This window comes from Pseudomonas sp. TUM25319 (assembly GCF_056388475.1).
In genome coordinates this window covers 4,904,084-4,930,039 of the sequence record NZ_CM150751.1, presented here as the reverse complement: position 1 = coordinate 4,930,039, position 25,956 = coordinate 4,904,084, and the positions used below count along the sequence as shown (strand labels likewise).

At 63.6% G+C, this 25,956-nt stretch carries 26 protein-coding genes, 2 tRNA genes and 2 pseudogenes; 17 read left to right on the top strand and 13 right to left on the bottom strand.

Annotated features, from left to right (window positions below; translation table 11 throughout):
* Window positions 1-5 precede the first annotated feature (5 nt).
* The 3 genes from kdpC to AC05QJ_RS22430 are packed head-to-tail and all read left to right on the top strand — an operon-like array spanning window position 6 to window position 3,928.
* Complete coding sequence (gene kdpC / locus AC05QJ_RS22440) at window positions 6-566, top strand: potassium-transporting ATPase subunit KdpC (RefSeq protein WP_476743462.1); 561 nt, start codon at window positions 6-8, stop codon at window positions 564-566.
* A gap of 9 nt (window positions 567-575) precedes the next feature.
* Window positions 576-3,236: a DUF4118 domain-containing protein gene (locus AC05QJ_RS22435; protein WP_476743461.1), complete on the top strand. Its 2,661-nt coding sequence runs from the start codon at window positions 576-578 to the stop codon at window positions 3,234-3,236.
* Window positions 3,233-3,928 (top strand): response regulator, encoded by a 696-nt coding sequence (locus tag AC05QJ_RS22430; RefSeq protein ID WP_476743460.1) that lies wholly within the window; start codon window positions 3,233-3,235, stop codon window positions 3,926-3,928. The genes AC05QJ_RS22435 and AC05QJ_RS22430 overlap by 4 nt, the downstream gene beginning before the upstream one ends.
* Before the next feature lie 83 nt (window positions 3,929-4,011).
* Here the strand turns inward: AC05QJ_RS22430 and AC05QJ_RS22425 are convergent, their stop codons facing one another.
* A complete protein-coding gene (locus AC05QJ_RS22425; protein ID WP_476743459.1) occupies window positions 4,012-5,340 on the bottom strand; it encodes an IS110 family RNA-guided transposase in 1,329 nt (442 codons plus the stop codon).
* Between the two features lie 421 nt (window positions 5,341-5,761).
* Complete coding sequence (locus tag AC05QJ_RS22420; protein WP_476743458.1) at window positions 5,762-6,814, bottom strand: patatin-like phospholipase family protein; 1,053 nt, start codon at window positions 6,812-6,814, stop codon at window positions 5,762-5,764.
* A gap of 165 nt (window positions 6,815-6,979) precedes the next feature.
* Between AC05QJ_RS22420 and AC05QJ_RS22415 the strand changes: the two genes are divergently transcribed.
* The 3 genes from AC05QJ_RS22415 (at window position 6,980) to AC05QJ_RS22405 (ending at window position 8,922) form a co-directional block, all read left to right on the top strand.
* Window positions 6,980-7,258, top strand: a complete 279-nt coding sequence (locus AC05QJ_RS22415; RefSeq protein ID WP_476743457.1) for a hypothetical protein — start codon at window positions 6,980-6,982, stop codon at window positions 7,256-7,258.
* Window positions 7,259-7,272: 14 nt separating this feature from the next.
* Window positions 7,273-8,040, top strand: coding sequence for a CHAD domain-containing protein (locus tag AC05QJ_RS22410; protein WP_476743456.1), 768 nt, complete (start codon window positions 7,273-7,275; stop codon window positions 8,038-8,040).
* Window positions 8,041-8,124: 84 nt separating this feature from the next.
* A complete protein-coding gene (locus AC05QJ_RS22405; RefSeq protein ID WP_476743455.1) occupies window positions 8,125-8,922 on the top strand; it encodes an acyl-CoA thioesterase in 798 nt (265 codons plus the stop codon).
* A 3-nt stretch (window positions 8,923-8,925) separates the two neighbouring features.
* Here AC05QJ_RS22405 and AC05QJ_RS22400 read toward each other — a convergent pair whose 3' ends face one another.
* The 3 genes from AC05QJ_RS22400 to sstT all read right to left on the bottom strand — a co-directional run bounded on the left by AC05QJ_RS22400 (window position 8,926) and on the right by sstT (window position 11,447).
* Entirely contained in the window at window positions 8,926-9,288 is a 363-nt protein-coding gene (locus tag AC05QJ_RS22400) for an Mpo1-like protein (RefSeq protein WP_476743454.1), read from the bottom strand.
* A 211-nt stretch (window positions 9,289-9,499) separates the two neighbouring features.
* Window positions 9,500-10,144, bottom strand: a complete 645-nt coding sequence (locus AC05QJ_RS22395; RefSeq protein ID WP_476743453.1) for a YceH family protein — start codon at window positions 10,142-10,144, stop codon at window positions 9,500-9,502.
* 94 nt (window positions 10,145-10,238) lie between these two features.
* Window positions 10,239-11,447 carry a serine/threonine transporter SstT gene (sstT, locus tag AC05QJ_RS22390; RefSeq protein WP_476743452.1) on the bottom strand — a complete coding sequence of 403 codons (1,209 nt, stop codon included), beginning with the start codon at window positions 11,445-11,447 and terminating at the stop codon, window positions 10,239-10,241.
* A 191-nt stretch (window positions 11,448-11,638) separates the two neighbouring features.
* Between sstT and AC05QJ_RS22385 the strand changes: the two genes are divergently transcribed.
* Window positions 11,639-12,787 (top strand): MFS transporter, encoded by a 1,149-nt coding sequence (locus AC05QJ_RS22385; protein WP_476743451.1) that lies wholly within the window; start codon window positions 11,639-11,641, stop codon window positions 12,785-12,787.
* Here AC05QJ_RS22385 and nhaR read toward each other — a convergent pair.
* Complete coding sequence (nhaR, locus tag AC05QJ_RS22380) at window positions 12,768-13,673, bottom strand: transcriptional activator NhaR (RefSeq protein WP_476743450.1); 906 nt, start codon at window positions 13,671-13,673, stop codon at window positions 12,768-12,770. The two genes, AC05QJ_RS22385 and nhaR, sit on opposite strands and share 20 nt — an antisense overlap.
* 135 nt (window positions 13,674-13,808) lie before the next feature.
* Between nhaR and AC05QJ_RS22375 the strand changes: the two genes are divergently transcribed.
* Together AC05QJ_RS22375 and AC05QJ_RS22370 are read left to right on the top strand one after the other, a co-directional pair.
* Window positions 13,809-14,048 carry a hypothetical protein gene (locus AC05QJ_RS22375; RefSeq protein WP_476743449.1) on the top strand — a complete coding sequence of 80 codons (240 nt, stop codon included), beginning with the start codon at window positions 13,809-13,811 and terminating at the stop codon, window positions 14,046-14,048.
* A gap of 39 nt (window positions 14,049-14,087) precedes the next feature.
* Window positions 14,088-14,837, top strand: a complete 750-nt coding sequence (locus AC05QJ_RS22370) for a TerC family protein (protein WP_476743448.1) — start codon at window positions 14,088-14,090, stop codon at window positions 14,835-14,837.
* A gap of 153 nt (window positions 14,838-14,990) precedes the next feature.
* On the opposite strand, the gene AC05QJ_RS22365 is transcribed toward AC05QJ_RS22370, so the two are convergent.
* A complete protein-coding gene (locus AC05QJ_RS22365) occupies window positions 14,991-15,179 on the bottom strand; it encodes a hypothetical protein (protein ID WP_476743447.1) in 189 nt (62 codons plus the stop codon).
* A 155-nt stretch (window positions 15,180-15,334) separates the two neighbouring features.
* On the opposite strand from AC05QJ_RS22365, the gene AC05QJ_RS22360 reads away from it, so the two are divergent.
* Window positions 15,335-16,051 carry a peptidase C39 family protein gene (locus AC05QJ_RS22360; protein ID WP_476743446.1) on the top strand — a complete coding sequence of 239 codons (717 nt, stop codon included), beginning with the start codon at window positions 15,335-15,337 and terminating at the stop codon, window positions 16,049-16,051.
* A 12-nt stretch (window positions 16,052-16,063) separates the two neighbouring features.
* Here AC05QJ_RS22360 and AC05QJ_RS22355 read toward each other — a convergent pair whose 3' ends face one another.
* Window positions 16,064-17,347, bottom strand: a complete 1,284-nt coding sequence (locus tag AC05QJ_RS22355; protein ID WP_476743445.1) for an NAD(P)/FAD-dependent oxidoreductase — start codon at window positions 17,345-17,347, stop codon at window positions 16,064-16,066.
* Window positions 17,348-17,560: 213 nt separating this feature from the next.
* Between AC05QJ_RS22355 and AC05QJ_RS22350 the strand changes: the two genes are divergently transcribed.
* Window positions 17,561-17,637, top strand: a tRNA-Val gene (locus AC05QJ_RS22350).
* Between the two features lie 132 nt (window positions 17,638-17,769).
* On the opposite strand, the gene AC05QJ_RS22345 is transcribed toward AC05QJ_RS22350, so the two are convergent.
* Window positions 17,770-18,393: a tyrosine-type recombinase/integrase gene (locus AC05QJ_RS22345; RefSeq protein WP_476743444.1), complete on the bottom strand. Its 624-nt coding sequence runs from the start codon at window positions 18,391-18,393 to the stop codon at window positions 17,770-17,772.
* 1,024 nt (window positions 18,394-19,417) lie between these two features.
* Entirely contained in the window at window positions 19,418-19,585 is a 168-nt protein-coding gene (locus AC05QJ_RS22340; RefSeq protein WP_476743443.1) for a hypothetical protein, read from the bottom strand.
* Between the two features lie 98 nt (window positions 19,586-19,683).
* Between AC05QJ_RS22340 and AC05QJ_RS22335 the strand changes: the two genes are divergently transcribed.
* Together AC05QJ_RS22335 and AC05QJ_RS22330 are read left to right on the top strand one after the other, a co-directional pair.
* Window positions 19,684-19,929, top strand: coding sequence for a hypothetical protein (locus AC05QJ_RS22335; protein ID WP_476743442.1), 246 nt, complete (start codon window positions 19,684-19,686; stop codon window positions 19,927-19,929).
* A gap of 91 nt (window positions 19,930-20,020) precedes the next feature.
* Window positions 20,021-20,362, top strand: coding sequence for a hypothetical protein (locus tag AC05QJ_RS22330; protein WP_476743441.1), 342 nt, complete (start codon window positions 20,021-20,023; stop codon window positions 20,360-20,362).
* Window positions 20,363-20,413: 51 nt separating this feature from the next.
* On the opposite strand, the pseudogene AC05QJ_RS22325 reads toward AC05QJ_RS22330, so the two are convergent.
* Window positions 20,414-20,650: pseudogene (locus AC05QJ_RS22325) on the bottom strand (hypothetical protein); the annotation flags it as partial.
* Window positions 20,651-20,770: 120 nt separating this feature from the next.
* Between AC05QJ_RS22325 and AC05QJ_RS22320 the strand changes: the two are divergent.
* The 4 genes and pseudogenes from AC05QJ_RS22320 to AC05QJ_RS22305 all read left to right on the top strand — a co-directional run.
* Window positions 20,771-20,896 (top strand): annotated as a pseudogene (locus AC05QJ_RS22320) (tail assembly protein); the annotation flags it as partial.
* Window positions 20,897-21,431: 535 nt separating this feature from the next.
* Window positions 21,432-21,508 (top strand) — tRNA-Val (locus tag AC05QJ_RS22315).
* A gap of 196 nt (window positions 21,509-21,704) precedes the next feature.
* Window positions 21,705-21,962 carry a hypothetical protein gene (locus AC05QJ_RS22310; protein WP_476743440.1) on the top strand — a complete coding sequence of 86 codons (258 nt, stop codon included), beginning with the start codon at window positions 21,705-21,707 and terminating at the stop codon, window positions 21,960-21,962.
* Window positions 21,963-21,984: 22 nt separating this feature from the next.
* Entirely contained in the window at window positions 21,985-22,746 is a 762-nt protein-coding gene (locus tag AC05QJ_RS22305; protein WP_476743439.1) for an SIR2 family NAD-dependent protein deacylase, read from the top strand.
* Here the strand turns inward: AC05QJ_RS22305 and AC05QJ_RS22300 are convergent.
* Window positions 22,731-23,741, bottom strand: coding sequence for a helix-turn-helix transcriptional regulator (locus tag AC05QJ_RS22300; protein WP_476743438.1), 1,011 nt, complete (start codon window positions 23,739-23,741; stop codon window positions 22,731-22,733). The two genes, AC05QJ_RS22305 and AC05QJ_RS22300, sit on opposite strands and share 16 nt — an antisense overlap.
* Window positions 23,742-23,821: 80 nt before the next feature.
* Window positions 23,822-25,918 carry an AAA family ATPase gene (locus tag AC05QJ_RS22295; RefSeq protein WP_476743437.1) on the bottom strand — a complete coding sequence of 699 codons (2,097 nt, stop codon included), beginning with the start codon at window positions 25,916-25,918 and terminating at the stop codon, window positions 23,822-23,824.
* Window positions 25,919-25,956: the final 38 nt, after the last annotated feature.

The following is a 25,956-nucleotide window of genomic DNA, read 5'->3' as shown; positions in this document are numbered from 1 at the left end:
CCCACATGAACACTCATCTTCGTCCGGCCCTGAGCCTGTTGCTGCTGATGACCCTGGTCACCGGCGTCGGTTATCCGCTGGTGGTCACCGTTATCGCCCAGGTGTCCTTCCCCGAGCAGGCCAACGGCAGCCTGCTGCGCGACGAGCAGGGCCAGGTCCGCGGCTCGGCCCTGATCGCCCAACCGTTCAGCGGCGACGCCTGGTTCCACTCGCGGCCATCGGCCGCCGACTACGCCACCGTGTCCAGCGGCGCGAGCAACCTGGCGCCGAGCAACCCGGCGCTGGCCAAACGTGTCGGCGAGACGGCCGGTGCGCTCTACGATGCCGCGTCGGGGCCGGTGCCCCAGGCTCTGCTGACCACCTCTGGCAGCGGTCTCGACCCGCACCTGCCTCCCGCCGCCGTGGCGTATCAGTTGCCACGGGTGGTGGCGGCGCGACAAATCCCGCCACAGACGTTGCAAGGCCTGGTGGAGCAGGCCACCCTGCAACCACTGATAGGGCCGGCGGTGGTCAATATTCTCGCCCTGAACGCCGCCCTCGACCGGCTTGCGCCACTTGCCAGATAAGGACACAGCGTGACCCACAGTGAATCGCAGCGCGCCGACGCGCTGCTGGCCGAACTGCCGCGCGCCGGGCGCGGCCGGCTCAAGGTATTTCTCGGCGCAGCACCCGGCGTAGGCAAGACCTACGCCATGCTGCAGGCCGCCCACACCCGTCTGCGCCATGGCGTGCGGGTGCTTGCCGGGGTGGTCGAAACCCATGGTCGCAGTGAGACCGAGGCGCTGCTCGGCGGCATCCCGCAGCAGCCGTTGCTGCGCTCCGAGTACCGTGGCGTGATGCTCGAAGAGATGGACCTCGACGGCCTGCTCAAGGCCGCGCCGCAACTGGCACTGGTGGACGAACTGGCCCACAGCAACGCTCCCGGCAGCCGTCACGCCAAGCGCTGGCAGGACGTGCAGGAACTGCTGGCGGCGGGCATCGACGTCTACACCACGGTCAACGTCCAGCACCTGGAAAGCCTTAACGACCATGTCCGTGGCATCACCGGAGTACAGGTGCGCGAGACGCTGCCGGACTGGGTGCTGCAGGAAGCCTTCGAACTGGTGCTGATCGACCTGCCGCCCCGGGAACTGCTGGAGCGCCTGCGCGACGGCAAGGTCTACGTGCCGGAGCAGGCGCGGGCGGCCATCGACGCCTTCTTCACCCAGACCAACCTCACCGCGCTGCGCGAGCTGGCGATGCAGACCGCCGCCGCCCAGGTCGATGCCGATCTTGCCCATGGCTACCGCCGTCTCGGCCAGGACGCCCCGGCCCTGCGCGGGCGCCTGCTGGTGGGGGTAGACGGCGATGCCCAGGCCGAGCGGCTGGTGCGGCATGCCAGCCGGGTCGCCCAGCGCCGCCATCTGCCATGGAGCCTGGTGCATGTGGACAACGGCACCCTGCGCGACGAAACCGCCCGCCAGCGCCTGCAGGCGGCGCAGCAACTGGCCGAGCGCCTGGGAGGTGAAGTGGTGCTGCTGCGCGCCGGCGAAGTGGCGCGCACGCTGATCCAGCATGCCGCCGAACGCCGCGCCAGCCTGGTCCTGGTGGGGCAGTCGCGGGACCGTCTGCGCCGGCGCTTCTTCGGCGCCGGGGTGGCGACCCGCCTGTTGCGTGAATCCCATGGCCTGGAAATCAACGTCCTCGACCGTGACGAGCAGCCTGCGCCGGCGCGTGTCCGGGCGCCGCAGGAGTGGGTCTGGCGTCACTACGCCCTGGCGCTGCTGGCGACGGTACTGGCCTCGGGACTTGCCTGGGCGGTGGCACGGGTCATGGACTTGCCCAACATCTCGCTGGTGTTCCTCGCCGCGGTACTGCTGGTGGCGGTGCGCAGCAGCATTGGCCCGGCGCTGGCCTGTGCGGTGTTGTCGTTCCTGGCCTACGACTTCCTGTTCATCCCGCCGAATTTCTCGTTCACCATCCAGCGTGAAGAGGATGTGCTGACCTCGCTGTTCTTCCTGCTCATGGCGGTGCTCACCGGCAACCTCGCCGCGCGCCAGCGCCGGCAGCTCAAGGCGCTGCGCGAGACCCAGGAGCAGACCAGCCAGTTGCTCGATCTGTCGCGCAAACTGACCGCCGCCACCGACCGCCAGGCGGTGTTCAACGCTGCCGGCCAGCACCTGGAAGGCTGGCCGGATGTGCAGGCCTGCCTGCTGGAGCGTGATGGCGAAGGCCGCCTGCAGGTGGCCAGCGGCGGCGTGCTGCAGTTCAGCGACAACGAACGCGCTGCTGCCGAATGGGCCTGGCAGCACGATCAGGCGGCGGGGCAGGGCAGCGACACGCTGCCCAACGGTCGCTGGTGGTGGTGGCCGCTGTCGGTGGACGAAGGCCCGCTGGCGTTGCTGGGCGTGCGCGCCCGCGAAGACCACGAACTCACCCCGCAACGGCGGCGCCTGCTCAAGTCCCTCGGCCAGCCGCTGGCCCAGGCCCTGGCCCGTGCGCGGCTGGCCGACCAATTGGAAGCGGCGCGCCTGCATGGCGAGACCGAGCAACTGCGCAGCGCCTTGCTCGCCTCGGTGTCCCACGACCTGCGCACCCCCCTGACCGCCATGCGCGGCAGCATCGACAGCCTGCTGGCCCTGGGCGACGCCATTCCCGCCGACGATCGCCGCGAGTTGCTGGAAGGCACCCGCGACGAAGCCGAACGCCTCGACCGCTACATCCAGAACCTGCTGGACATGACCCGCCTCGGTCACGGCGGACTCAAGCTGGCCCGCGACTGGGTGGCGCCGGCGGACATCGTCGGCAGCGCGGTCAATCGCCTGCGTGCGGTACTGGCGCCGCTGCGGCTGCACACCGAGGTGCCCGCCGAGCTGCCGCTGCTGTATGTCCATGCGGCATTGATCGAGCAGGCGCTGATCAACGTGCTGGAAAACGCCGCACGCTTCTCCCCGGTCGAGGGGCGACTGGAGCTGCGGGTGGCGGTCGAGGCTGAACAGTTGTGCTTCGCCGTCGCCGACGAAGGCCCGGGAATCGCCCCGCAGGACCGCGAGCGCATTTTCGACATGTTCTATACCGCCGCCCGTGGCGATCGCGGCGGGCAAGGCACGGGGCTGGGGCTCGCCATCTGCCAGGGCATGATCGGTGCCCATGGCGGGCATATCCGCGTCGATGACGGCCTGAATGGCCGTGGTACCTGCATCACTCTATGCTTGCCGCTTCCGACCCAACCTGAACTGGACAGCGAGACCCCATGAGCCAGACCGCGACCCTGCTGGTCATCGACGACGAACCGCAGATCCGCAAATTCCTCCGTATCAGCCTCGCCTCGCAGGGCTACAAGGTACTGGAAGCCGGCACCGGCGCCGAAGGATTGAGCCAGGCCGCGCTGGCTCGTCCGGACCTGGTGGTGCTCGACCTCGGCCTGCCGGACATGGATGGCCAGCAGGTGCTGCAGGCGTTGCGCGAGTGGAGCACGGTGCCGGTGCTGGTGCTGTCGGTACGGGCCAGCGAGGCGCAGAAGGTCCAGGCGCTGGACAGCGGCGCCAACGACTACGTGACCAAGCCGTTCGGCATCCAGGAATTCCTAGCGCGGGTGCGGGCGCTGCTGCGTCAGGTGCCGCAGGCGACGACGCCCGAGGCCGCGCTGAGTTTCGGTTCGCTGACCGTGGACCTGGCGTACCGGCGGGTGACCCTCGACGGCGAGGAAGTGGCCCTGACCCGCAAGGAATATGCGTTGCTGGCGCAACTGGCGCGGTATCCGGGGCGGGTCATCACCCAGCAGCAGTTGCTCAAGGATATCTGGGGCCCGACCCATGTCGATGACAGCCACTACCTGCGCATCGTCGTGGCCCATGTGCGGCAGAAGCTCGGCGACGACCCGACGGCGCCGCGGTTCATCGTCACCGAGCCCGGAGTGGGGTATCGGTTGATCGGACAGGACCAATGACTGCCTCATCGCTGGCAAGCGGAGCGCCGCCCGGCCAGCTCTCATCAAACAAATCCCAACCCATTGATTTTTAATCATAAAAATCAAGCCGCGACCAGCTGCAATCCCAATTTCCGGGCTTTGCGTTGCAAAGCCCGGAGCTGGCGATCCTGGCTTCTGGCTTCGAATTCAGCCAGCCCTTGCTCCACATAGGCCTTCTTTTTGGTCAGCATCAAGTAGATCAGTCGTGCGAGCTGATGCGCCGTTGCGTTGATCGCACAGCTCGTATCCATGCGCGTCAGCCTTGCTCTGTGCGAAGCGCCGATAAACCCTTTGTCGTTTCGTGCGTTTGAAGCGGCTTGCTTCAAGGCTTGCCCCGCATGGTTGTGAATCTTGGGTCCAGCGCCGGATAAGGATTTTCCGCCCGATATGCGCGTAGGCGGAGCAAGGCCGAGCCAGGAACAAAAGTGCTGTGACGACGGGAAGCGGGAAAGATCAGCGCCGACTTCACTGGCAATGACTAGCGCAGTGTCGACACCAATGGTCGGAATGGCGGTCAGATCCACGCCCATCACCCGGCATAGTGCTTGATGCAATTGAGTTTGCTGTGCCGCTGTGCGATGCGGGCTACGCAAAGTCTTTTGGGGCTTGGGTGGGGAAACATCCAATACCGGCATCTGGTCTATCACCTCGACAATAGCTTCGTCGCATTCGGCGATCTGTTTTTCCAGAAAGTCGTAAAGCGCCAACTCCAGCTTCAATGCCGTCAGGTGCTCCTTGCGCCAATTGCCGAGCAAGCTACGCGCTATGGTTTCCTGGCTTGCCTTGATGCGTGGGTCGCTCAAGCTGGCGAGTACGTACGGATCGCGCTCACCCTTATTGATAGCACGCAGGATTTTCATCCCAGTGACGCCGGAAATGTCGCTGATGACATTGGCCAGTTGAATATTCATCTGGGCCAAGGCTTTCTGGATCCGGTTCAGGGTCTTCGCTTGATCACGAACCTTGTGACTTCGCTGCCTGAACAAGGATCGCGCGACACATGTCAGGTCATCGGGTCGGAAAGCACTGCGCAGGAGCCCATAAGACATCAACTGCAAGATCCATTGGCAATCCATCACGTCAGACTTACGGCCTGTAATCTGTCGGGTTGACCGTGCATTGACGAGACGAACATCAAAACCTCGCGCATCGAGGATTTCGTAAATGGGGATCCAGTAAACGCCTGTCGACTCCATGGCTACGACCTTGATATTCAAGCTCTCCAGCCAGTCGGCAAGCTTATGAAGGTCGTCAGTGAAGGTCGCGAACTTGCGGACGGGCTTGTCATGCCTGTCATCAACTGCAACGAAGTGCTCCCGGCTGCCGATATCAATCCCGGCACAGTCGGTGTGGACAAGGGTGAGGTGTTGCTTGGAGGGCTTGCGTGCCATGGTCAATCCTCGCAGGATAAGGGGCGCGCGGGGCACACGGTGGCGAAAGGGGTTCACTCTCTCATACGTGGTCACAGCTGATTTTTCAGCTGATGCCGACAGGGACTTCACGCCGATACCGTGGCGGACCACTCTCCCACTCGGGTGTGCTGACACACACCAGTGCTGGTTACGGTCTCTGTCCCGCGCGTACTGAACCTAACAAAGCAAAAGGCGGTTGGCCCTATCGGGCCAACCGCCTTTTGTCTTTAGATGTAAGCGGCACCGCGTAACTGGCGTCGTACGCTTCATGTTTGCTGCGCGACAGCGCGGCGCCGGGGCGGCGGGCGGACTCCCACAGGGTGCTGAGGGCGCTCAGAACCTGTGGGAGCTGGCCTTGCCAGCGATGAGGCCCGCCAGAACACCCGCGAACCCAAGCCGCTCAGCGCCGCTCCGCCTCATGGTTATCCAGCGTATCCCGTGCAATCTCGCGCCCCAGGGCGATCAGTTCCGGTGCCTTGTAGAACTCGAAGAACCGGCACACCCGCTTCGGCACGTTGATCAGCACATCCGGCGGATAACCGGCGATCTTGTACTGCGCCAGCGAGGTCTGCATCACCTCGAAGCTCTGGTTGATCAGGTCCAGCAACGACGCCGGGCCGACATTGTCGACGATGAACGAGCCGGTCGCCGACTTTGGCGCCCCCTCGCGTTCAGGCGCCGCCGACGGCTGTTGCGCCTTGGGACTTGCAGCGTCCGCCAGCCACGGGTTGGGTACCGGCCCGGCCTCGATCCCCCGTTCCTGCTCCAGCTCCTTTTCCAGCCCCAGCAGCGCCTCGGCCTGCCTGCGGCGGAACGGCAGGCGCGAGCCCACCGAACTGATGAGGTGATTGAAGCGCAGCTTGAACGCCGCCGGGCGCTCGATCACCGGCAACTGATACTGCTTCTGGTTGGTGGAGTTGAGGTTGACGGCGATGATCAGGTCGCTGTGGCTGGACACCACGGGGATGATCGGCAGCGGGTTGAGGATGCCGCCGTCCACCAGGGTGCGGTTGCCCTGGACCACCGGCGTGAACAGGCTGGGAATCGCCGCCGAGGCGCGCATGGCCTGGTGCAGGCAGCCTTCCTGGAACCAGATTTCCTGCTGGTTGGTGAGGTCGGTGGCCACCGCGGTGTAAGGAATGCGCAACTGCTCGATATTGATTTCGCCGACGATCTTGCGGATCTGCCCGAAGACCTTTTCCCCACGGATCGCGCCGAGACGGAAGCTGACGTCCACCAGGCGCAGGACATCGAGGTAATCCAGGCTTTCGATCCAGTGGCGGTACTCGTCGAGTTTGCCGGCGGCATAGATCCCGCCGATCACCGCGCCCATGGAGCAGCCGGCAACGCAGGAGATCTCGTAGCCGCGCCGTTCGATCTCCTCGATCACGCCGATATGCGCATACCCCCGGGCACCACCCGAGCCCAACACCAGTGCCACGCGCTTTTTCATGACTGCGCCCCCGCGTTGATCACCACTTCGATGGGCTGAGAATGCGCCTGTTTGCCGCTGCGCTTCAATCACCGTCTGCGCTGGGCTACGCTGAGCAGGGCACTTTTACTTACGTGCACCGTCGAACATGCCGACAAGACTTTTTTCCTTTTCGAGGTAACACCGATGAAAGCCCTGATCTCCCTGTCCCTGATTGTGCTGGCCCTGGCGGGCTGTGCGGGCAAGACGGCCTATCGCGATAGCTGCGGCAGCCAGCTCGATGCCGCCTGGAAGGAGCTTGACCTGGCCAAGGCCGAGGGCTTCGCCGGCACCGTCAGTTACTCCAAGGCCCTGTCGCTGCTGACCGGCGCCAAGACCCAGCAGCAGTTCGAAGCGTTCGAAGGCTGCACTAAAAAAGCGGAGAAGGCCCGTTTCTATATCCGTGAGTCCCGCGCCGGACGCTGAGTGAGGTAAGGCCCATGTCTCGGATGTTCGATCACGTCGTCGCTCAGGTCCTGGGCCTTCACGTTCGCTTGCTGGCCTGCCAGGCGCGCCTGGCGGCAAACACCGACAGCGAGGCGCTGCACGACCTGCGCATTGCCGTGCGGCGCTTGCGCAGCCTGCTGCGGCCATTGCGCGGTCTGCCGGGTGTGGAACAACTGGAAAGCGCGGCCAAGGCGGTGGGAGAAATGACAACACCGTTGCGCGACCGCGAGGTGCTCGCCGGGCAACTGTTCGAGCGTCAGCAGCCGGAAGCAGCGCGCCGGCGCCTGGCGGGCGAGGGCGCGACCTTCGCCGCCGTGGCGGCGAGTACCCAGTTGCAGAAACTGCTGGCGATCATCGATGCCTTTCCGACGTTCTGGCGCGCCATCGAGCAGCAGCACCTGGCGCCGAAGCTGGACAAGCGCATCGAGAAGCGCCTCCACAAGCAGTGGAAGAACATCGTCGAAGCCATGCACGACCCGGCCCACGACCGCCATCGCCTGCGGTTGCTGATCAAGCGTTCGCGCTATGGTGCCGAGGCCTATCCGCAACTGGACCGGCTCAAGCGGCCGATGCGTGCCGCACTCAAGCGCGCCCAGGGCGATCTGGGCAACTGGCACGACCTGTTGCAGTGGCTGACCCAGGCCGAGAAGCAGCCCGACCTGGCGCCGCTGGTGCCGTACTGGCGGGCGCAACTGGCGGACGCCGAACGCCAGGCCGACAAGACGCTGGCGAAGCTGTTGGCCCACATCGACAAGCGTTAATCCGCTGAAATGGCACTTATGCGGCCTGTCCTGCGTGAAATCTCCTCTTAAGATCGTGGGACATTTCCGTAGGGCGAGGTCCCCATGAATTTTTCCCAACTGCTCACCGCCGTCCGCCAGCGTCCGCAGGAGGTGGTGATCCCGGCCGAATGGGCTCAGGGTCGCGCCTGTTTTGGTGGTCTGATGGCGGCGCTGGTGTATGAAGCCATGCACGCCCGGGTCTCCCCGGAGCGGCCGGTGCGTTCGCTGGCGATTACCTTCGTTGGTCCGGCCGAGCCCGATGTGCCGATCAGCTTCGAAGTGGAACTGCTGCGCGAGGGCAAGGCGGTCAGTTCGCTGCTCGGTCGTGCGATCCAGAACGGCCGCACGGTGACCCTGGTGCAAGGCAGTTTCGGCGCCGGGCGCAATTCGGTGATCGATATCCCGGCCTTGCCGGCGGTGGAGATGAAGAGCCTGGAAGAATCCAGTCCGGAGATGCCCTACATTCCGGGCGTGACCCCGGAATACATCCGTTACCTGTCGATGCGCTGGGGGATCGGTGCAATGCCGTTCAGCAACCGGCCGCTGCGCGAGATGGGCGGCTGGATGCGTCTGCGTGATGCGGTGGAAGAGCCGGTAACCGAGGCCCATCTGCTGGCGCTGGTCGATGCCTGGCCGCCGGCCACGCTGCCCTGGCTGAACAAACCCGCGGCCGGCAGCACCCTGACCTGGACCATCGAGTTCGTCCAGCCGGTGGCGAGCCTGAGCACCCTGGACTGGTGCAAGTACTGCGCGGTAATCGAGCATTCCCGCGACGGCTACGGACACACCGCCGCCTGCACCTGGAACGCGGCGGGCGAGTTGCTGGCGATCAGTCGCCAGACGGTGACGGTGTTCGCCTGATCCTCAGTGCCGGTGGCGTTCGCACCAGGCGCGCCACCAGGCCCCAGTGAACAGGAACCGCGGGAAGGTGATGAACTGCTCGGTGAGCAGGCGCTTCACCGCGTCCTGGCGGTTGCTGAACGGTTCCGGTTGTTCGGCTTCCAGGCGATGGCCATGCCGTTGCAGGCCGAGCCCGGCCACCAGGCTGATGAGGCCGACGATGATCTGGCCGAGGTCCAGGCTGAACACCCCCGATAACACCAGCAGCGCGCCGACGATGAACAGCGGCACGGCGATCAGGTGCAGCACCAGGTTGGTGGGGTTGCGGTGATTGTGGTGATAGCCGCGCCATTGCCAGGCGGGCAGGTTGGGCAGGCGTTTGCTCATGGGGGACGTCCTCGGACATTTCGATGGTGCGTGCCTGAAGACTAGTGCGGGCCTGCAGCAGAGGCCAATTGAGGGGATTGATCGGGGGCATTGAGGCGATACGCTTGCCCGGCTGCTGCGGTGCCGACTCTGCCTGCGGACGACCACGGCACGCTGGCTGGCCGTGGTTTGTCATGGGGCTGAGCCCGCACCGGGGCTGCGCGTGCGTTCGTTATTCGAGGCGTGCCAGGCGTTCCTCGAGGGCCGCAATCCGCGCCTCCAGGGCCTCGATCCGCTCGGCGGACACAGCGCTCGCGCCACGCTCGGCCGGCCCCTGCTGACGTGCGGCCAGGATCGCTTCGATATCATCCGGATCGCCCAATGCGTGGGTGTAGCGGTCTTCCCGCTGGCCGGCCTGTTTCGGCAGGTGCAGCGCAAAGCCCCGGGCGATCAATCGCTCCAGTTGGTGTTGCACCTGTTCGGTGTCGTCGAAATCATGCATGCGCTGGCTGCGGGTCAGCAGTTCGTTGAGGGTCTGCGGGCCGCGCAGGAACATCAGGCCCATCAGGATCAGTTGCGCCGGCACCAGTTCCAGCGCCTTGTCCACGCGCTGTTCCCAGCGGTCGGCACGGCTGCCCATCTGCAGGCGGGTCAGGCCCTGGCCTTCGAGGGCGCGCAGGCTCTGGCCGACCTGACCCTGGGTCAGGTTCATCACGGGCTCGCGGCTGGTCTTCTGGTTGCAGGCCAGCATCAGGGCATTGAGGGTCAGCGGGTAGGTTTCCGGATTGCTCGCCTGTTTTTCGATCAGCGAGCCGAGGATGCGGATTTCGGTGGCGTTGAAGCGGGCAGTGGCGGGCGTTTCGTGCTCTTCGGACATGACCCTGTCTCTGTGCATGGAAAAGCCCCTAGCCTAGGGCGGCGACCGGGTTAACACAAGCGACCGGTGGCAGGCTGCCACCGGTCGGCAGGCGTCAGGCGCGGCGTTGCTCCGCCAGGCATGCGGCGGCGGTGAACAGCACGTCGGTGGAGGAGTTCAGCGCGGTTTCCGCCGAGTCCTGCAGCACGCCGATGATGAAGCCGACCGCCACCACCTGCATGGCGATCTCGCTAGGGATGCCGAACAGGCTGCAGGCCAGCGGAATCAGCAGCAGGGAGCCGCCGGCCACGCCCGAGGCGCCGCAGGCGCAGACCGCCGCGACCACGCTGAGCAGCACGGCGGTCGGCAGGTCCACCGCGATACCAAGTGTGTGCACGGCGGCCAGGGTCAGGACGGTGATGGTGATCGCCGCGCCGGCCATGTTGATGGTGGCGCCCAGCGGGATGGACACCGAATAGGTGTCCTCGTGCAGGCCGAGCTTTTCGCTCAGGGCCAGGTTGACCGGGATATTCGCCGCCGAACTGCGGGTGAAGAACGCGGTGATACCGCTTTCGCGCAGGCACATCAGGGTCAGCGGGAAGGGATTGCGGCGGATCTTCCACCAGACGATCAGCGGGTTCATCACCAGGGCCACGAACAGCATGCAGCCGATCAGCACCGCCAGCAGGTGCAGGTAGCCGAGCAGGGCGCCGAGACCCGACTGCGCCAGGGTGGCGGCCACCAGGCCGAAGATGCCCAGCGGAGCGAAGCGGATCACCACGCGCACGATCAGGGTCACGCCGTTGGACAGGTCGTCCAGCACGGTGCGGGTGGTCGGGCCGGCATTTCGTACGGCGATGCCCAGGCCGATGGCCCAGGCCAGAATGCCGATGAAGTTGCCGGTGACCAGGGCGTTGACCGGGTTGTCCACGGCACTGAGCAGCAGGCCCTGGAGCACCTCGGCGATGCCGCCGGGGGCGCTCATCTGCGCGCCGTCAGTGCTCAGCACGAGGCTGGAGGGGAACGCCATGCTGGCGACCACCGCAACCACCGCTGCCGCGAAAGTGCCGAGCAGGTACAGCACCAGGATCGGCCGGATGTGGGTCTGCTGACCGTGCTTGTGGTTGGCGATCGAGGCCATCACCAGGATGAATACCAGGATCGGGGCCACGGCTTTCAGGGCGCTGACGAACACTTTGCCGACGAACGACAGGTTGCGCGCGACCTCGGGGGCGAGCAGCGCCAGGGCGATACCGGCCACCAGGCCGATGAGGATCTGCACCACGAGGCTGGTGCGGTTGAGCAGTTTCAGGGCAGCAAGCATGGAACGTCACTCGGTCTTGTTCAGGGCCCGGGGATCGGCCCGGGTTCGAAAGGCATCGACGCGGCGGATGGCGCTGGTCGAAAAAAGGGCGGCACTCTAGCACAGAGTGCGCGGTGCCATCCGGGCCGCCGGCCCGGCGGTGTTACCATGCGCGGCCGTTTCGAGCCGTCGCGCTCATTGTTGGAGTCTGGATGTTCCTGCCCATTCTGTTGCTGGCTGCGGCCGGCTTCACCGTGTTGACCACCGAATTCCTGATCGTCGGCCTGCTGCCGGGGATCGCCCGTGATCTGCAGGTCAGCGTACCTCAGGCCGGGTTGCTGGTGACGCTGTTCGCTTTCACCGTAGCGGCCTTCGGGCCGTTTCTCACCGCCTGGTGCGCGCGCCTGGAGCGCAAGCGGTTGTTCGTCGGCGTGCTGCTGCTGTTCGCCGCCTCCAACGGGCTGGCGGCGCTGGCCACCGACTATTACGTGATGGCCGTGGCGCGCCTGGCACCGGCCCTCGGCTTGCCGGTGTTCTGGGCGCTGGCCAGCGAGACGGCGGTAGATATCGTCGGTCCGGCCTATGCGGGGCGGGCCATCAGCAAGATCAGCTTCGGTGTGGTCTGTGCCACGGTGTTCGGCATTCCCCTCGGCACCTTGCTGGGCGATGCGCTGGGCTGGCGGGTGGCCTTCGCCGTGCTGGCGCTGTTGTCCCTGGCCAAGGCGCTGTTGCTGTGGCGTTACTTGCCGCATACCCCGCGCAAAACCGGAATCACCTCGCTGCGCGGCCAGTTCCGGGTGCTGCGCAGCCCGCTGCTGCAAGGTCACGTGCTGCTGTCGGTCCTGGTGTTCAGCGGCATGTTCACCGCCTACACCTACCTGGCCGATCTGCTGGAGCGCCTGGCCGGCTTCGACGGCGAGCGGGTCGGCTGGTACCTGATGGGCTTTGGCGCGGTCGGGTTGATCGGCAACAGCCTTGGCGGCCGGGCGGTGGATCGCCATTCGCTGTTGGCTTCGGCGGGGTTCTGCGCCTTGCTGATCGTGGGGCTGGTGGCTGTGGTGCCAGCGATCCACTCGCCGGCTGGGCTGGTGATTGCCCTGGGGATCTGGGGACTGGCCCAGGCGGCCTTGTTCCTCGTCAGCCATGTCCGGGTGATCAAGGCCGCTCCCCAGGCGCCGGCCTTCGGAGCGTCGCTGAACATCGCCGGTGGCAACCTCGGTATCGGCCTGGGCGCGATGAGCGGTGGCTGGGTCATCGACCACCTCGGGTTGCCCAGCGTCGGGTATGTCGCCGCGCTGCTGATCGGCTTGGCCGTGCTGCTGGCTCTGTGGCTGGCTCGCTTCAGGCCAGCGGCCAGTTGAACAGCTCGCGGCGGGCGCCTTCGGTGATGGCGACGATGCCAGGATGCTTGACCTTGCGCTCCACCGAGATGGCATAGAACGACTCGGTGACCGCATCGGTCTGGCCGATCAGTTCGACGTCGTACTGGCGGCAGACTTCTTCGGCAATCACGCTCGGGGCGATGAAGATGCCGCTGCCGGATTTGCCGAAGGCCTGCATCAGTGCGCTGTCGTCGAATTCGCCGACGATCCGTGGCTGCAACTGCTGTTCGGCGAACCAGCGCAGCAAGCGGTTGCGCACCATGGTTTCCTGGCCGGGGATCAACAGCGGCGCATGCTGAAGGCAGGCGGGGAAGGGCAGCGGCTGGCGTGCTGCGAGTTCCGGGGTGGCGAGGAAACTGATGCCGCACTCGCCGAGCTTCTGGCTGTAGCCCTTGATGTCCAGATGGCCGGGCATGGGGCTGTCGGAAATCACCAGATCCAGGCGCTGGATCGCCAGGTCTGCCAGCAGCCGCTCCAGTTTGTCTTCGCGGCAACTGATGCGCAGCGGCTCGGCCAGCTCCATGGTCGGTGCGATCAGCCGGTAGACGATGGACTTGGGCACTACATCCGCCACGCCGACCCGAAACAGCACCTGCTGTTCGTTGGGCTGCGCCCGCAGCATGGCCTCCAGCTCGCCGCCGATCTGGAACATCTGCTCGGCGTAGGACAGCGCCTGGCGCCCGGTTTCGGTCAGTTCCAGCTGGCGGCCGACCCGCTGGAACAGCTCGATGCCGTAGGTCTGCTCCAGCAGGGTGATCTGCCCGCTGATGGTTTGTGGCGTGAGGTTCAGTTGCTCCCCTGCACGCGCCACGCTGCCGGTCTTGGCCACGGCCCAGAAGTAGTGGAGTTGGCGGTAATTGAGCATGGCAATCCCCGATTCGAAAAAACCGAAGTATAACCGCTGAAAATACGAATTTTTCTGATGTATTCAGGTCTTTAGAATCCCCTGCCATTGCGGTGCCATCTGTCGTGGCAGCGAAAACAGTTTGGAGACGACCCCATGCTTCATCTCAAATCCATCGGTACCCCTCTGGTTCTGGCCCTCGCCCTGTTCGCCATGAGCGGCTGCGACCAGGCCGAGAAGTCCGCCCAGCAGATGCTCAACCAGGCCGCCGAGTCGGCCAAGCAGGCCATCGACGACACCAACAAGGCCGCCCAGCAGGCACTGAGCGAAGCCACCGGTTCGCCGTCGGCGAAGAAAGACGACGACGGCAAAGACACCGACGGTCAGGAAATCTGATCTAACTTTTCCCATAACCCCCGATTCAGGATCTGATCCATGGAATACCTGCTGGAACTCGCTGCAAGCCCGACCGCCTGGGTCGCCCTGGCCACGTTGGTGGCCATGGAGATCGTCCTTGGCATCGACAACCTGATCTTCATCTCGATCCTGACCAACAAACTGCCCATGGAGTACCGCTCCAAGGCCCGTCGCATCGGTATCAGCATGGCGCTGGTGATGCGCCTGGCGTTGCTCAGCACTGTCGCCTGGATTGTCCAGTTGACGGAGCCGGTGATCGACATCCTCGGCAAGAGCTTCTCGTGGAAGGACATGATCCTGATCGCCGGTGGTCTGTTCCTGCTCTGGAAAGCCACCAAGGAAATTCATGAAAGCGTGGATCCACGGGCACAGGAAGAATCCAAGGCGTCGTCTACCATTACCCTGGGCTTCGCGGCGGCCATTGGCCAGATCCTGATGCTGGACATCGTGTTCTCCATCGACAGCATCATCACCGCCGTGGGCATGACCGAACACTTGCCGATCATGATCATTGCCGTGATCAGTGCCGTGATCGTGATGCTGGTGGCGGCTGATCCGCTGGCCAAGTTCATCAACGACAACCCGACTGTGGTGATGCTGGCCCTGGGCTTCCTCATCATGATCGGCATGACCCTGATCGCCGAAGGCTTCGGCGCCCACGTACCGAAAGGCTACGTGTACGCGGCGATGGCGTTCTCCACCGCGATCGAGGTGCTGAACATCATGTCGCGCAAGGCTCGCCAGCGCCGTGATGCCAGCGAGGGCTGATTTTTCCGGAATCTGTTGCGTGCTGTAGTTGGGGGCTCCTTGATGGGGCCCCTTTTTTTTAGCTGCAAGTTGCAAGCTATAAGCGGCAAGAGAAAGCGTTGGTGTTGCTGGCCGCTCTTTCTTGCAGCTCGAAACTTGCCGCTTGCAGCTGCTTCAGGCGTTGGCGTGACGACGAGGTGCGCGTGTGCGGTGAGGTGCGGGCGCGGTTGGTTGCACGTGCGGCCGGGGATCCTGATGGTGCACGTGGTGACGGCGGGCGATGCGCAGCACGCCCCACAGCATGGCAGCGGCCACACTCAGCCAGGCTGCGATCATCATGAAGATTGCCATGGTCAGGCTCATGAGTGCCTCCTTCTTCAGTACAGGCGGGACCTGTAACTCAGACACCCTCTAAGTCTAGACGCTCACTTATTTCAGGCTATTGACCGATGGTCCAATCCCTTGGGCCGCTTTGTTCTAAGCCGCGGGCGGGCTATACCGATGCTGTCCGTCGGCCTATGATCGCCGCTCAGGACCGGGCGTTGTCTGCCTGGCAACAGTTCAAGCGAGGACCCATGCCGCTCCTTTCCGTGCCCCCCCGCCGCCTGCTGGCGGCGTGTCTGCTGGCCGCCACCCTCGGCGGATGCGCCAGCCAGCCGTCATCCGAACTCAAGCAATTGCCGCAGCGGGTCGAGCTCAGCGCGGTGCCGTTCTTCCGCGGCAATGCCGACCAGAGCGCGCCGATGGCGCTGGCTGCCGCCCTTTCGCAACAGGGTGTGCGCATCACGCCTGGTTTGCTCGGTTTGCCGAAAGCGCCGGAAAAGCTGCAGAGCGGGGTGCAGACCACGGCGCAGCAGTACGGGATGGTGGTGTATCCGCTCGAGGCCAGCCTGCCGGCCTTGCTGATGCAGGTCGCGGCGGGCTATCCGGTGCTGTTGCGCTATCAGGAAGGCTCGGCGTTCTGGAGCGAGCCGCGCTACGCCCTGCTGGTGGGCTACGACCGTTACAAGCAGCGGGTCCTGCTGCGCGCGGGCAACAGCCGGCGGATGCCGATGGACTTCGACACCTTCGAGTCGGCCTGGAAAAAAGAAGGGAGTTGGGCGGTGCTGGTGCAGCAACCGGGGCAGTTGCCGGCCCAGGTGGACCGGCAGCGCTGGCTCAAGGCGGCCAATGACCTGGCCCAGGCGGGCCAGGAGCAGGCGGCGCGACAGGCCGTCAGTGCGCTTGGGCGCTGACGGCAACGGGCATTACACGCCCAGGCGGTCGCGCAGGGTGTAGTACCAGGCGCCGATGGCGCTGAACGGTACGCGGAACAGGTGACCGCCCGGGAACGGGTAGTGCGGCAGTTCGGCGAAGGCGTCGAAACGCTCGGCCTGGCCGCGCAGGGCTTCGGCCAGCACCTTGCCGGCGAGGTGGGTGTAGGTCACGCCGTGGCCGCTGCAGCCCTGGGAGTAGTAGATGTTGTCGCCGATGCGGCCCACTTGCGGCAGGCGCGACAGGGTCAGCAGGAAGTTGCCGGTCCAGGCGAAGTCGATCTTCACGTCTTTGAGCTGCGGGAAGGCCTTGAGCATCTTCGGACGGATGATCGCCTCGATGTTCGCCGGGTCGCGGGCACCGTAGACCACGCCGCCGCCGAAGATCAGGCGCTTGTCGCTGGTCAGGCGGTAGTAGTCGAGCAGGTAGTTGCAGTCTTCGACGCAGTAGTCCTGCGGCAGCAGGGTACGGGCGAGCTCGTCGCTCAGGGGCTCGGTGGTGATCACCTGGGTCCCGCAAGGCATCGACTTGGCGGCCAGCTCCGGCACCAGGCCGCCGAGGTAGGCGTTGCCGGCGACGATGACGAACTTGGCGCGTACGCGGCCGTTCGGGGTGTGGATTACCGGATTGGCACCGCGGTCGATGCGCACGGCGGGGGACTGTTCATAAATCTTTCCACCCAGGGATTCCACGGCAGCGGCTTCGCCCAGCGCCAGGTTCAGGGGATGGATGTGGCCGCCGCTCATGTCCAGCATGCCGCCGACGTAGTTGTCGCAGGCGACCACTTCGCGGATGCGGTTCTTGTCCATCAGTTCCAGCTGGGTGTGGCCGAAGCGTTCCCACAGGCGTTTCTGCGATTCCAGGTGGCCCATCTGCTTGGTGGTCAGGGCGGCGAACACGCCACCGTCCTTCAAGTCGCACTGGATGTTGTACTTGGCCACGCGCTCGCGAATGATGCGACCGCCTTCGAAGGCCATCTGGCCCAGCAACTGCGCCTGGCGCGGGCCGACGGTGCGTTCGATGACGTCGATGTCGCGGCTGTAGCTGTTGACGATCTGGCCGCCGTTACGACCCGAGGCGCCGAAGCCGACCTTGGCCGCTTCCAGCACGGTGACCTTGAAGCCGTTTTCCAGCAGGAACAGAGCGCTGGAAAGACCGGTGTAGCCGGCGCCGATCACGCAGACGTCGGTTTCGATTTCTTCCTGCAGGGCAGGGCGCTGTGGCACTGGGTTGGCCGACGCGGCGTAATACGATTGTGGGTAAGGAGTGGCGGCCATTGGGGCGGTACCTCTAATGTGGGACTTTGTAGTTGTGTGTTTTGTATTTTTTACGAATGTGCAGATCCTATCAATAATAATAAACACCCGCCAGCCGGGCGGTCGAAAACAGCAAAAACCGGGCAATCACGCAAAAAATTTTATTATTCAGTGGTTTAGCTTGAAAAAGCGGTTGACACCCTTCGTCGGAAGCGTAGAATGCCGCCCCACAGCAGGCACATAGCTCAGTTGGTTAGAGCACCACCTTGACATGGTGGGGGTCGTTGGTTCGAGTCCAATTGTGCCTACCAGATAAAAGCCCCGGTTTCCGGGCACTTGAAGGGCGATCCGAGAGGGTCGCCCTTTTTGTTTTTGCAAAACTTTTGCAAAACTTTTGCAAAGCCACCCACCGCTATCTGGTCTTTGCTGGCGCTCACCGTTCGTCAGATGGCCAGGTCAGCCTTCACTTCGACGTACTGGATTTCTTTCGGTGCGTGCCCGTCTTGATACCGCTCTGTCATCTCGGCAGTGGCGTGCCCCATCAGCAGCTGGACGTAATCCTTCGAGAACTTCTGCTGCTCATACAGCCATGCGCCCAGGGCGCGGATCTCGTGAAATGTCGGTCGCTCTTCAAAGTCCATATGGTCGTACGCGTTGGCCGCGTCCCGGGCCTTCCGGAAGCTTTTCGATAGGTAGTCGGGTGTCACCGCCGTCCAGTGCTCTTTGGCCTCGATCTGGGCCTTCCGCCGCGCCTTCGGGCGGTAGTGGATCAGGAAGGGCGACACCACGGGCGACCGGATGCACTCGTTCACTGTCTCGCGCAAGGCCTTGCCCATCGTGATCTGCAGGTGGATCGGTGTGTCGTAGTTGTCGGTCTTGCCTGGAGAGACCTTGATCGTGTTTGTAACTAGGTCTCTGCCGACTTCTTCTAGGTCACGATGTCTTCTCGGCGCTTCAGTCAGCCCCCCAAGCATCTTGGTTCGGTGCTTCAGCGTCGGAGGGGGCGGCCCAGGCAGTCGAGGGCGATGCGTCATGCTCAGGGTATCCGCTCTTCTTGCCGCGAGCATGGGTGAAGCCTTGGCAGCATGGAGAAGCGACGTCGATGTCCGAGCGTGGCACCTTTGTCCTGTTCGCTTGCTGCAGGTCCTGACAAGCGTGGTTGGTGTCCTGGTGGATCGCAGAATGCTACTTAACGGCTTTAGGCCAATGATTTGGCGCCCAGAGAGCCTGGGCGCCTGCGGCGCGCGAACCGGTGTTCCATTCGTCGAGGCCGGCGAACAGGCCGATTGCTGTGGTCATAGATTCAGCCGCGAGCCCTTGAGGGCTCGGGGCCAAGGTCGGTTGAGTTAGATCGCGTCGAAGTAGAACAGGCCGACCATCAGGAGCGTTGCTCCGAAGGTTACACCGCTCCAGAAGAAGCTGCTGAGTTGGTTGAGAATGTTTCTCTTGCAGTGATTGCAACGCATTGGGGAAGTCTCGCTAGATAGTCACAGGCGGAATGCCTGTTATCTAAATAGTGGGTCGGTACAGCCCCTTTTTTGGGAGGTGAAGGGCAAAAAGTTGAAAATAATTTTTAGTCTCCGCAGAAGCAGTCGATGTCTTCAGCCAAGTAGTCGAAATCAAAATCCGTCTGCCTGGCCGCTGATCCGCCGACCAAGCCGATGCTTTATAGTTGGGCCGGTCTTGGCGGAACACCTGGCTGAACCGCTCTTCGGTTCCAGACCACCAGATCACCCGGGAAGGCTCTTCCTAAATGGTCCTGATCAGCTTGCCTCGTTCTTCTTCCAGCACAGGTCGCAGTTACCGTAATCCGAGTACATGCCCAGGTCGAATGGCTGCTCTGCCCAGGAGACCGCCACATCCTCCTTGATGATGCCTGCGGCGTAGGGTGGGCAAGCGCTGTCCTAGCGCGCATTGCGATCGGGCGCGTTCACGTTCTGGGACATCTCAACCGTGATCGTGGCGGCGGAGAACTTCAAGTCGGCCTTCAGGCCTACCTTGCTGCACAGGCGCTGGTTACGGCTGAAGCATCTCCGCGATGCCGTACTGGTCGCGCTTGTCACGTTCATCCGGTCCGGGCATAGCGCAACTCTAGCCCAGGCGATTGGGTGTTTGCACGATGCGCTTCAGTACCTGGTTGCGGTACTCGCGCTTCCAGGCTTTCTTCTGGGCCCACGGCTGGCAGCTCGGGTGAGGTTCGCGGATGATGATACTAGCGCCGTCGAAGACGATGCTGGCGCTGCGGTTGATCGGGGGCATTGGGCTTCTCCGTTCACGCAGCATCCTCACCGAAGTAGCGTGATCAGGTGAGGTGGGTTATTTGTTTCTCGTGGGTATGAGGCCCAGAGGATCGAGAGGTGACAGAAGACGAATTCGTGGAGCGGGTATTTGCCATCGCTGCAACAATGGCAATAGAGCCCGGATGGAGGTGTCACATCTCTGGAGTCGATGAGTGCTTTGTCCGTTTCAAGAACGGCAAGAACGTCAATCGAACTCGTCTTAGGCAGATGTACCCGCTTTTGATTCAGGTTGAGCTGGTCGCCAAATCCGCCAATCATGTCAGCCACCAAGGGGCAGACATGCGTCAACGTTCCTATGCGTGAGATTACTCGACGGATGCGCGATGAATTGGCGTGAACGATAAAGCTGGGCTATTCGTTTCTGACCGGCATGGAGCCGAGCCAGGAGTAGCCAATGATTGATTTGAATGCAATTCAAGCCTACCACCAAGCATACAAGAAGGCGCTGGAGCTCCATCGCCTATGGGAAGACTTGGACGAGACTGAGTTATTGGCCCGATATGAAAAATTTCGCCCGCTTGCAGATGCTGTTCTTGTGACTGCTGGTGACAATTGGAGTCGTCGCGCCGACCTGAGGCGCCACCTCGGGTACATCGATACCAATTTGAAAGCAGGGCGAAAAGGCAATTCGACCTCAGATATAAACGACTTAATCTACGCAGACTTCCCGGCGATGTTTGATCATCTGCTGAAGAATTGCTCGGTGCTTCGAGCAGAAAGTGCCCCTTCTGGATAGTCCGCTTGCGGCGCTCTTAAGCTGACCTATTAAATGCGTCGGAGGGTTCTGTCAGGCCGGCGTTCTCTGCATCGAATTCCACCCGCGTGCCCAGCAGGTGTGCTTCGCAACTGATCGACGCCTCCTCAGCCTGTCCGGTATAGCGCCGGTATTGGCTGAGGGGGGCTTGTCCGGAGCAAAGGTGTCGGAGACTCCGTAGTCGTCGCCCCGAATAAAATCCGAAAAAGTCTTGAGGCGGTCCTCGCCCAGTAGGTTCGACAGCTCGTCCAGTTTGATCGGTTCGCCCGCCTTGCCTTGCGCCTGGGCCCACTAAGTCGCGGCTCTTCTCGCTGGAAGTGTCGTCGGGCAAATCTTCCGCCTTCACAAAATCGCTGAAGGCCTTGAGCAGCATGCGCGTCTCGCCCGGTGAGCTACGCCTTCGGCAGCGCCAAGAACAACACCGCCAGCGGTAATCTCGTCCCAATCTGCATTGGCAGGCGCCGCTGGGGAGGAGCGGTTATTTCAGCGTCGGTTTACGCCGAGGACAAGGTCTAAAGCTTTCATAGACCAGAAAGACAGCTGCCGCGAGCAACCCTGCACAATCTCCGCTTCAGCCGGGAATAATTGAAAACCCGATCGTTGAAACGTCCTGGGGCCCTGAGTCTGCCCCTGTTTGATTAAGGAGCGGAATGCCGTTGGATATCAGCAAGATTGTTCGAGAGGTGAGAAAGATTGTGACGAGACTACCGGCCTGGCGGTTCCTCTTAGTGATGTTCACGTCCTTGGTATTTGCTTTCGGATATCTGTCAGAGCGGCTCCCTTGGGACAAGCTCCTGTAACCGTCCAATGACGACACCGCAAACCGCTTCCGTACGGTTTTCAATGTCAGGAGAAAGCATGGGCGTAGCACTTTCCATTGATGTCGCCGGCTCCAAAGGCGGCGAGAGCAGGCCGAAGTTAGCTGCCGCTGAGTGATCGCTAGTTGCAGACCAGTTCAGCGGTCTGTCAGAACCCGCTGATTTTTTTGCAGATTTTCCACGGTGAGGGTGTTGACACCAACAGCCAAGTGCGTAGAATGCCGCCCCACAGCAGGCACATAGCTCAGTTGGTTAGAGCACCACCTTGACATGGTGGGGGTCGTTGGTTCGAGTCCAATTGTGCCTACCAAACATTACCGCTCCTGTTGGCGGTACAGCAAAAAGGGCGATCCGCAAGGGTCGCCCTTTTTGCTTTTGCGAGTTTCTGGCCGGAAACGACGCAAGCTGTCGTCGGCCGCTTCGACAATGGCTTCTCGACTATCGCAGAAGGCTGTGCAGAATGACTCCAGATTCCACCCTGGTTCCGTTTCCGGGAGATCGCCTCCATGTCCGTTGAGCACTGGATGTTTCTCGTGCTCCAGGCGGTGATCCTGGTGCTGCTCACGGCCCAGTACCTGCAAAGTGCCAGGCTCTGGCGATCCCTGGATCACTGGCAGTCCACGCTGCGCGAGCGCCAGCGCCGCGCCTACTGGCACACCGAGGAGAACCGCGAGCTGCGTTCGGCCTTGCTGGCGGAGAAAGCCGAGGTTCAGCAGCTGCGCAGCAAGCTCGAACTCATGCAGGCCACGGCCTCGGCAGACTGAATCAGTGACACAGGAGCAGACGATGAGCGAATTCCAGGGCCGCTGGCTGCGTGACGCCCGGCATGTGGTGGTGTTCACCGGGGCGGGTGTCTCCGCCGAAAGCGGCATTCCGACCTTTCGTGATGCCCTGACCGGTCTCTGGAGTCGTTTCGATCCCGCGGCCCTGGCGACCGCCGACGCCTTCCGCCGCGATCCCGCGCTGGTCTGGGGCTGGTACGAGTGGCGGCGCAGCAAAGTGCTCGCCGCGGTGCCGAACCCCGCGCACCTGGCCATCGCCGAGCTCGCTCGTCGAGTGCCCCGGCTGACCGTCATTACCCAGAACGTCGATGACCTCCACGAACGTGCCGGCAGTCAGGACGTGATTCACCTGCACGGCAGCCTGCATGCGCCGCGCTGCTTTGCCTGCACGCGGCCCTATGGCGAACTCGACGCGGCCATCGATGAGCCCGAGGAGGGTCGCTCGGTCGAGCCGCCGCGTTGCCGACGTTGCAACGGCAAGGTCCGGCCCGGGGTGGTGTGGTTCGGGGAATCGCTGCCGGCGCAGCCGTGGCGCGAGGCACTGGCGGCCGCCGAGGATTGCGATCTGCTGTTGTCGATCGGCACCTCGGGACTGGTCCAGCCAGCAGCGGAGATTCCGCGTATCGCTCGGCGTCGTGGCGCCGTGGTCGTGCACGTCAATCTGCAGCCGGAGCCGGTGGAGGGCGAAGGACAATTCAGTCTGGTCGGTAAGGCGGCAGAAGTCCTGCCGCGCTTGCTGGAGCAGATGGATCAGGCCGGCGCGTAGGCCGCTGCCGCACGCCGCAGGGTGTCGCCGATCTGCTCGCGCAGAATCGGTGGTTCCTGCACCACGAAGGCATCCCCCAGCGACAGGATCCACCAGCGCAGTTGCCAGCTGTCGGTCACCGTCGCTTCAAGGCTGAAGCCGTCATCCACGGGTGCCAGCACCATGTCTGCACTCAACGGCGTCTCGCGGATCAGCCGCGCCTGATGCTCGCTGACCCAGGCCTGCAGGCGGATTTTCTCCGGCTTGCCGAACTGCAGGGCGTCGCTGTCGAGATAGGCCTGCAATTCGAAGGTCTCCAGCCCCTCGCATGGCGTCTTCAGCACCGATGTGGCGCGGAAGCGATGTACCGCGAACTGGCGGATATCGGTATAGGGCGCCGCAGTGGCGATCAGGTAGGTGATTAGCCCGCGCTGAACGATGGCCAGCGGGTTGAGGGTCAGGTCGCGGACTTTGTCGTGGTGCGCCGAGTAGTACTGGCACTGGATCTGTCGCTCGCTGATCAGCGCGTGTTGCAAGGCTTCCAGGGTGTCGGCCTGAATCTCCGGCGCTTGCAGGTTGAAGTCCGGCCGCACGCTGGCGACTTTGTCGGGCCAGCGCGCGGCGGGGTTGCCGTCGCCGAGCCCCTTGAGTTTCTGCCGGGCGTGTTCGAAGCGGGCATCCAGCACGCTGAGCATACTGCCGGGCAGCAGCGGGCGAACGGCGTCTTCGACCAGGGCGAGGCTGACCGCTTCGGTCAGGGTGACGCCCTGCAATTCGACGCTGACGCCCGGCTTCCAGTACCAGCCGAACGGCGTGCCGTTGTCGTTGCACTGCAACGGGAACACCAGGGACAGGTCGCGCAGGTCGCGCTCGATGCTGCGACGACTGATGGTGTAACCGGAGCCTTTGAGGCGGTTCAGCAGCTCGGTCACGGTGATGCCGGGCGCGCGTTTTGGCAGCTGTTGCAACAGCTCCCATTGGCGATTGAGCGCGCTATGGGTCTTGGCGGATGGCAAGAGAGTCTTCCTTGTGTAGTAGCTGGCCTATGGCCATGAACCGCGGGAGTGTCGGTCTTTCGGTGACCCTCCCGCAAGATTTAATGTGTCCACTGCCCGAAACCGATGGGTCGCGTCGGTCCGTTGGGTTTCAGGCGGCATTCGGCGAGCAGCGCAGTGGCCAGGTCGTTGGCGTTGGCGAAGGGGCGGAAGCGTCCGCGCCGGGCCACCGCGGCGAAGTCGCCCGGGGTCAGGCTGGCTTCGCCGCGCAGGCGGATGGCGGCGCCGTTCTGCGGGTCCTTGAGCGACAGCGCCTTGAGGTGCGCGCTGAACAGCGCCTGCACCTGTGCCGGAGCCAGGTAGCCGAAATGCACCTTGAGGTCGAAGCGGCGCAGCGAGGCTTCGTCCAGGTCAAGGATCAGGTTGGTCGAGGCGATGAACAGCCCGCGGTAGCTTTCCATCTGCGTCAGCATCTCGTTGACCGCCGTCACCTCCCAGCTTTGCCGCGCCTTGCGGCGGTCCTGGAGGAAACTGTCCACTTCGTCGAGCAGCAGTACCGCGTCTTCCTGCTGGGCTCGCTCGAAGGCATCCGCCAGGTTCTTCTCGGTACTGCCCACGTACGGCGAGACCAGATCGGACACCCGCTTGACCATCAGTGGCTTGCCCAGCTCCCGCGCCAGCCAGTGGCCGAATGCGGTCTTGCCGGTGCCCGGCGGGCCGTAGAAGCACAGCCGCGCCTGAGGATGCGCACGCAAGCCGTCCACCAGGCCGGCCAGCGGCAGGTCGGCGTTGATCCATTCCGGCGAGTAGAACTTCGGCAGGGCGCTGTCGTTGGGTTGCAGCTTGTCGAAACCCTGGGCCTTCAAGGTGGCGTCGACGATGCAGCGCACGGTGTTGTCGAGTACCTTGCTGGCGCGCTGCGAGACGCTGCGGCCCACCCGCACGGCGCGTTCCAGTACCGCTGGCGTCATCTGCTCATGGGCGCAGAGATGCTCCACCAGTTCCTCGCCCAGCTTGCCGCCGCCACAGTCGCGCAGGATCTGCTTGCGCTGGGCCAGGGGCGGGTTGGGCACCTCGATCACCAGGTCGAAGCGGCGCACATGAGCGGCGTCGATGGCCTCGATGCTGTTGCTCAGCCAGAAGCAGGGCAGGGCGTTCTCTTCCAGCATGCGGTTGATCCAGCCTTTCTGCGAACGGTTGCCGCTCTCGTGGCTGGCGGACTGGAAAATATCCTCGATCTCGTCGAGCACCAGCAGCGCCCGCTGCGACTGCAGTACGCTGTTGGCTGCGCGCAGGGAGCACAGGCGCTGCTTGGCCGACACGGGATCGCCGTGTTTATCGGTGCAGGCCACCTCATACAGCGCATGGTCCAGGTTTCTGGCGAGCAGCCGGCTCAATTGCGTCTTGCCGGTGCCCGGCGGGCCATAAAGCAGGATGTTCACGCCCTTGCGGCCTTCGGCGAGGGACTTGCCCAGGTAGCGTTCGGCGATCGTCAGCGTCTGGCGTACATGGTTGTAGTGCTCGGCGTTCAAGGTGCCGGGCGGGCTGGGGCGGAAAGCGTAGGCGAACAGATCCAGCGGCGTGCCTTTGCTGAAGCGCAGCAGGCCCGGCAGATCAGTGTTGCTCACCGACAGCAGCGTGCTCAGGGCCATGGCGGCGCGGTGGCTGTTGCACAGCTCCAGCATGCCGCTGCGCATCAGCGGGCTGTTGCGGCCGAGGCAGTTTTCCACGGTCGGCAGCGGCAGGCCCAGCACCACCGACAGTACTTTCATGGCCCGGTTCAGGCCCAGCATGCCCAACTGGTCGGTGGCGTCGCTGAGGGTCGGATCGCAGTGCATCAAGGTGCAGAAACCGAGAATACGCAACTCCGCCTCGGTCAGGCCGAGCAGTTCGCCCAGCGCTTCGAGGTTGCTGGCCAGGTTGTCGGGGTAGCCGGCGTCGGGGAAGTCACTGTCGAAAGTGCGGGCGCTCTTGCGCAGTGCGGCCAGCGCCAGGGGAGCGGTGTAGTCGTCGCTGTCCACCCATTTGCCCAGGCCGAGTTCCTGGGCCAGGTCATCATCGTTGAAGCCGTGGCGGCAGATAAAGTTGCGGTGTCCCCCCAGTTCCAGCAGCAACTGGTAGCTCCACTTCAGAGAAAGCGGACAAGTGTCCACGGCGCGGCGGCTGTCGTGGCCGAAAGGGGTAAGGCGGTGCCCCATACAGTGTCTCCTGATGCTGTGTTGGCGACAGGATGAGG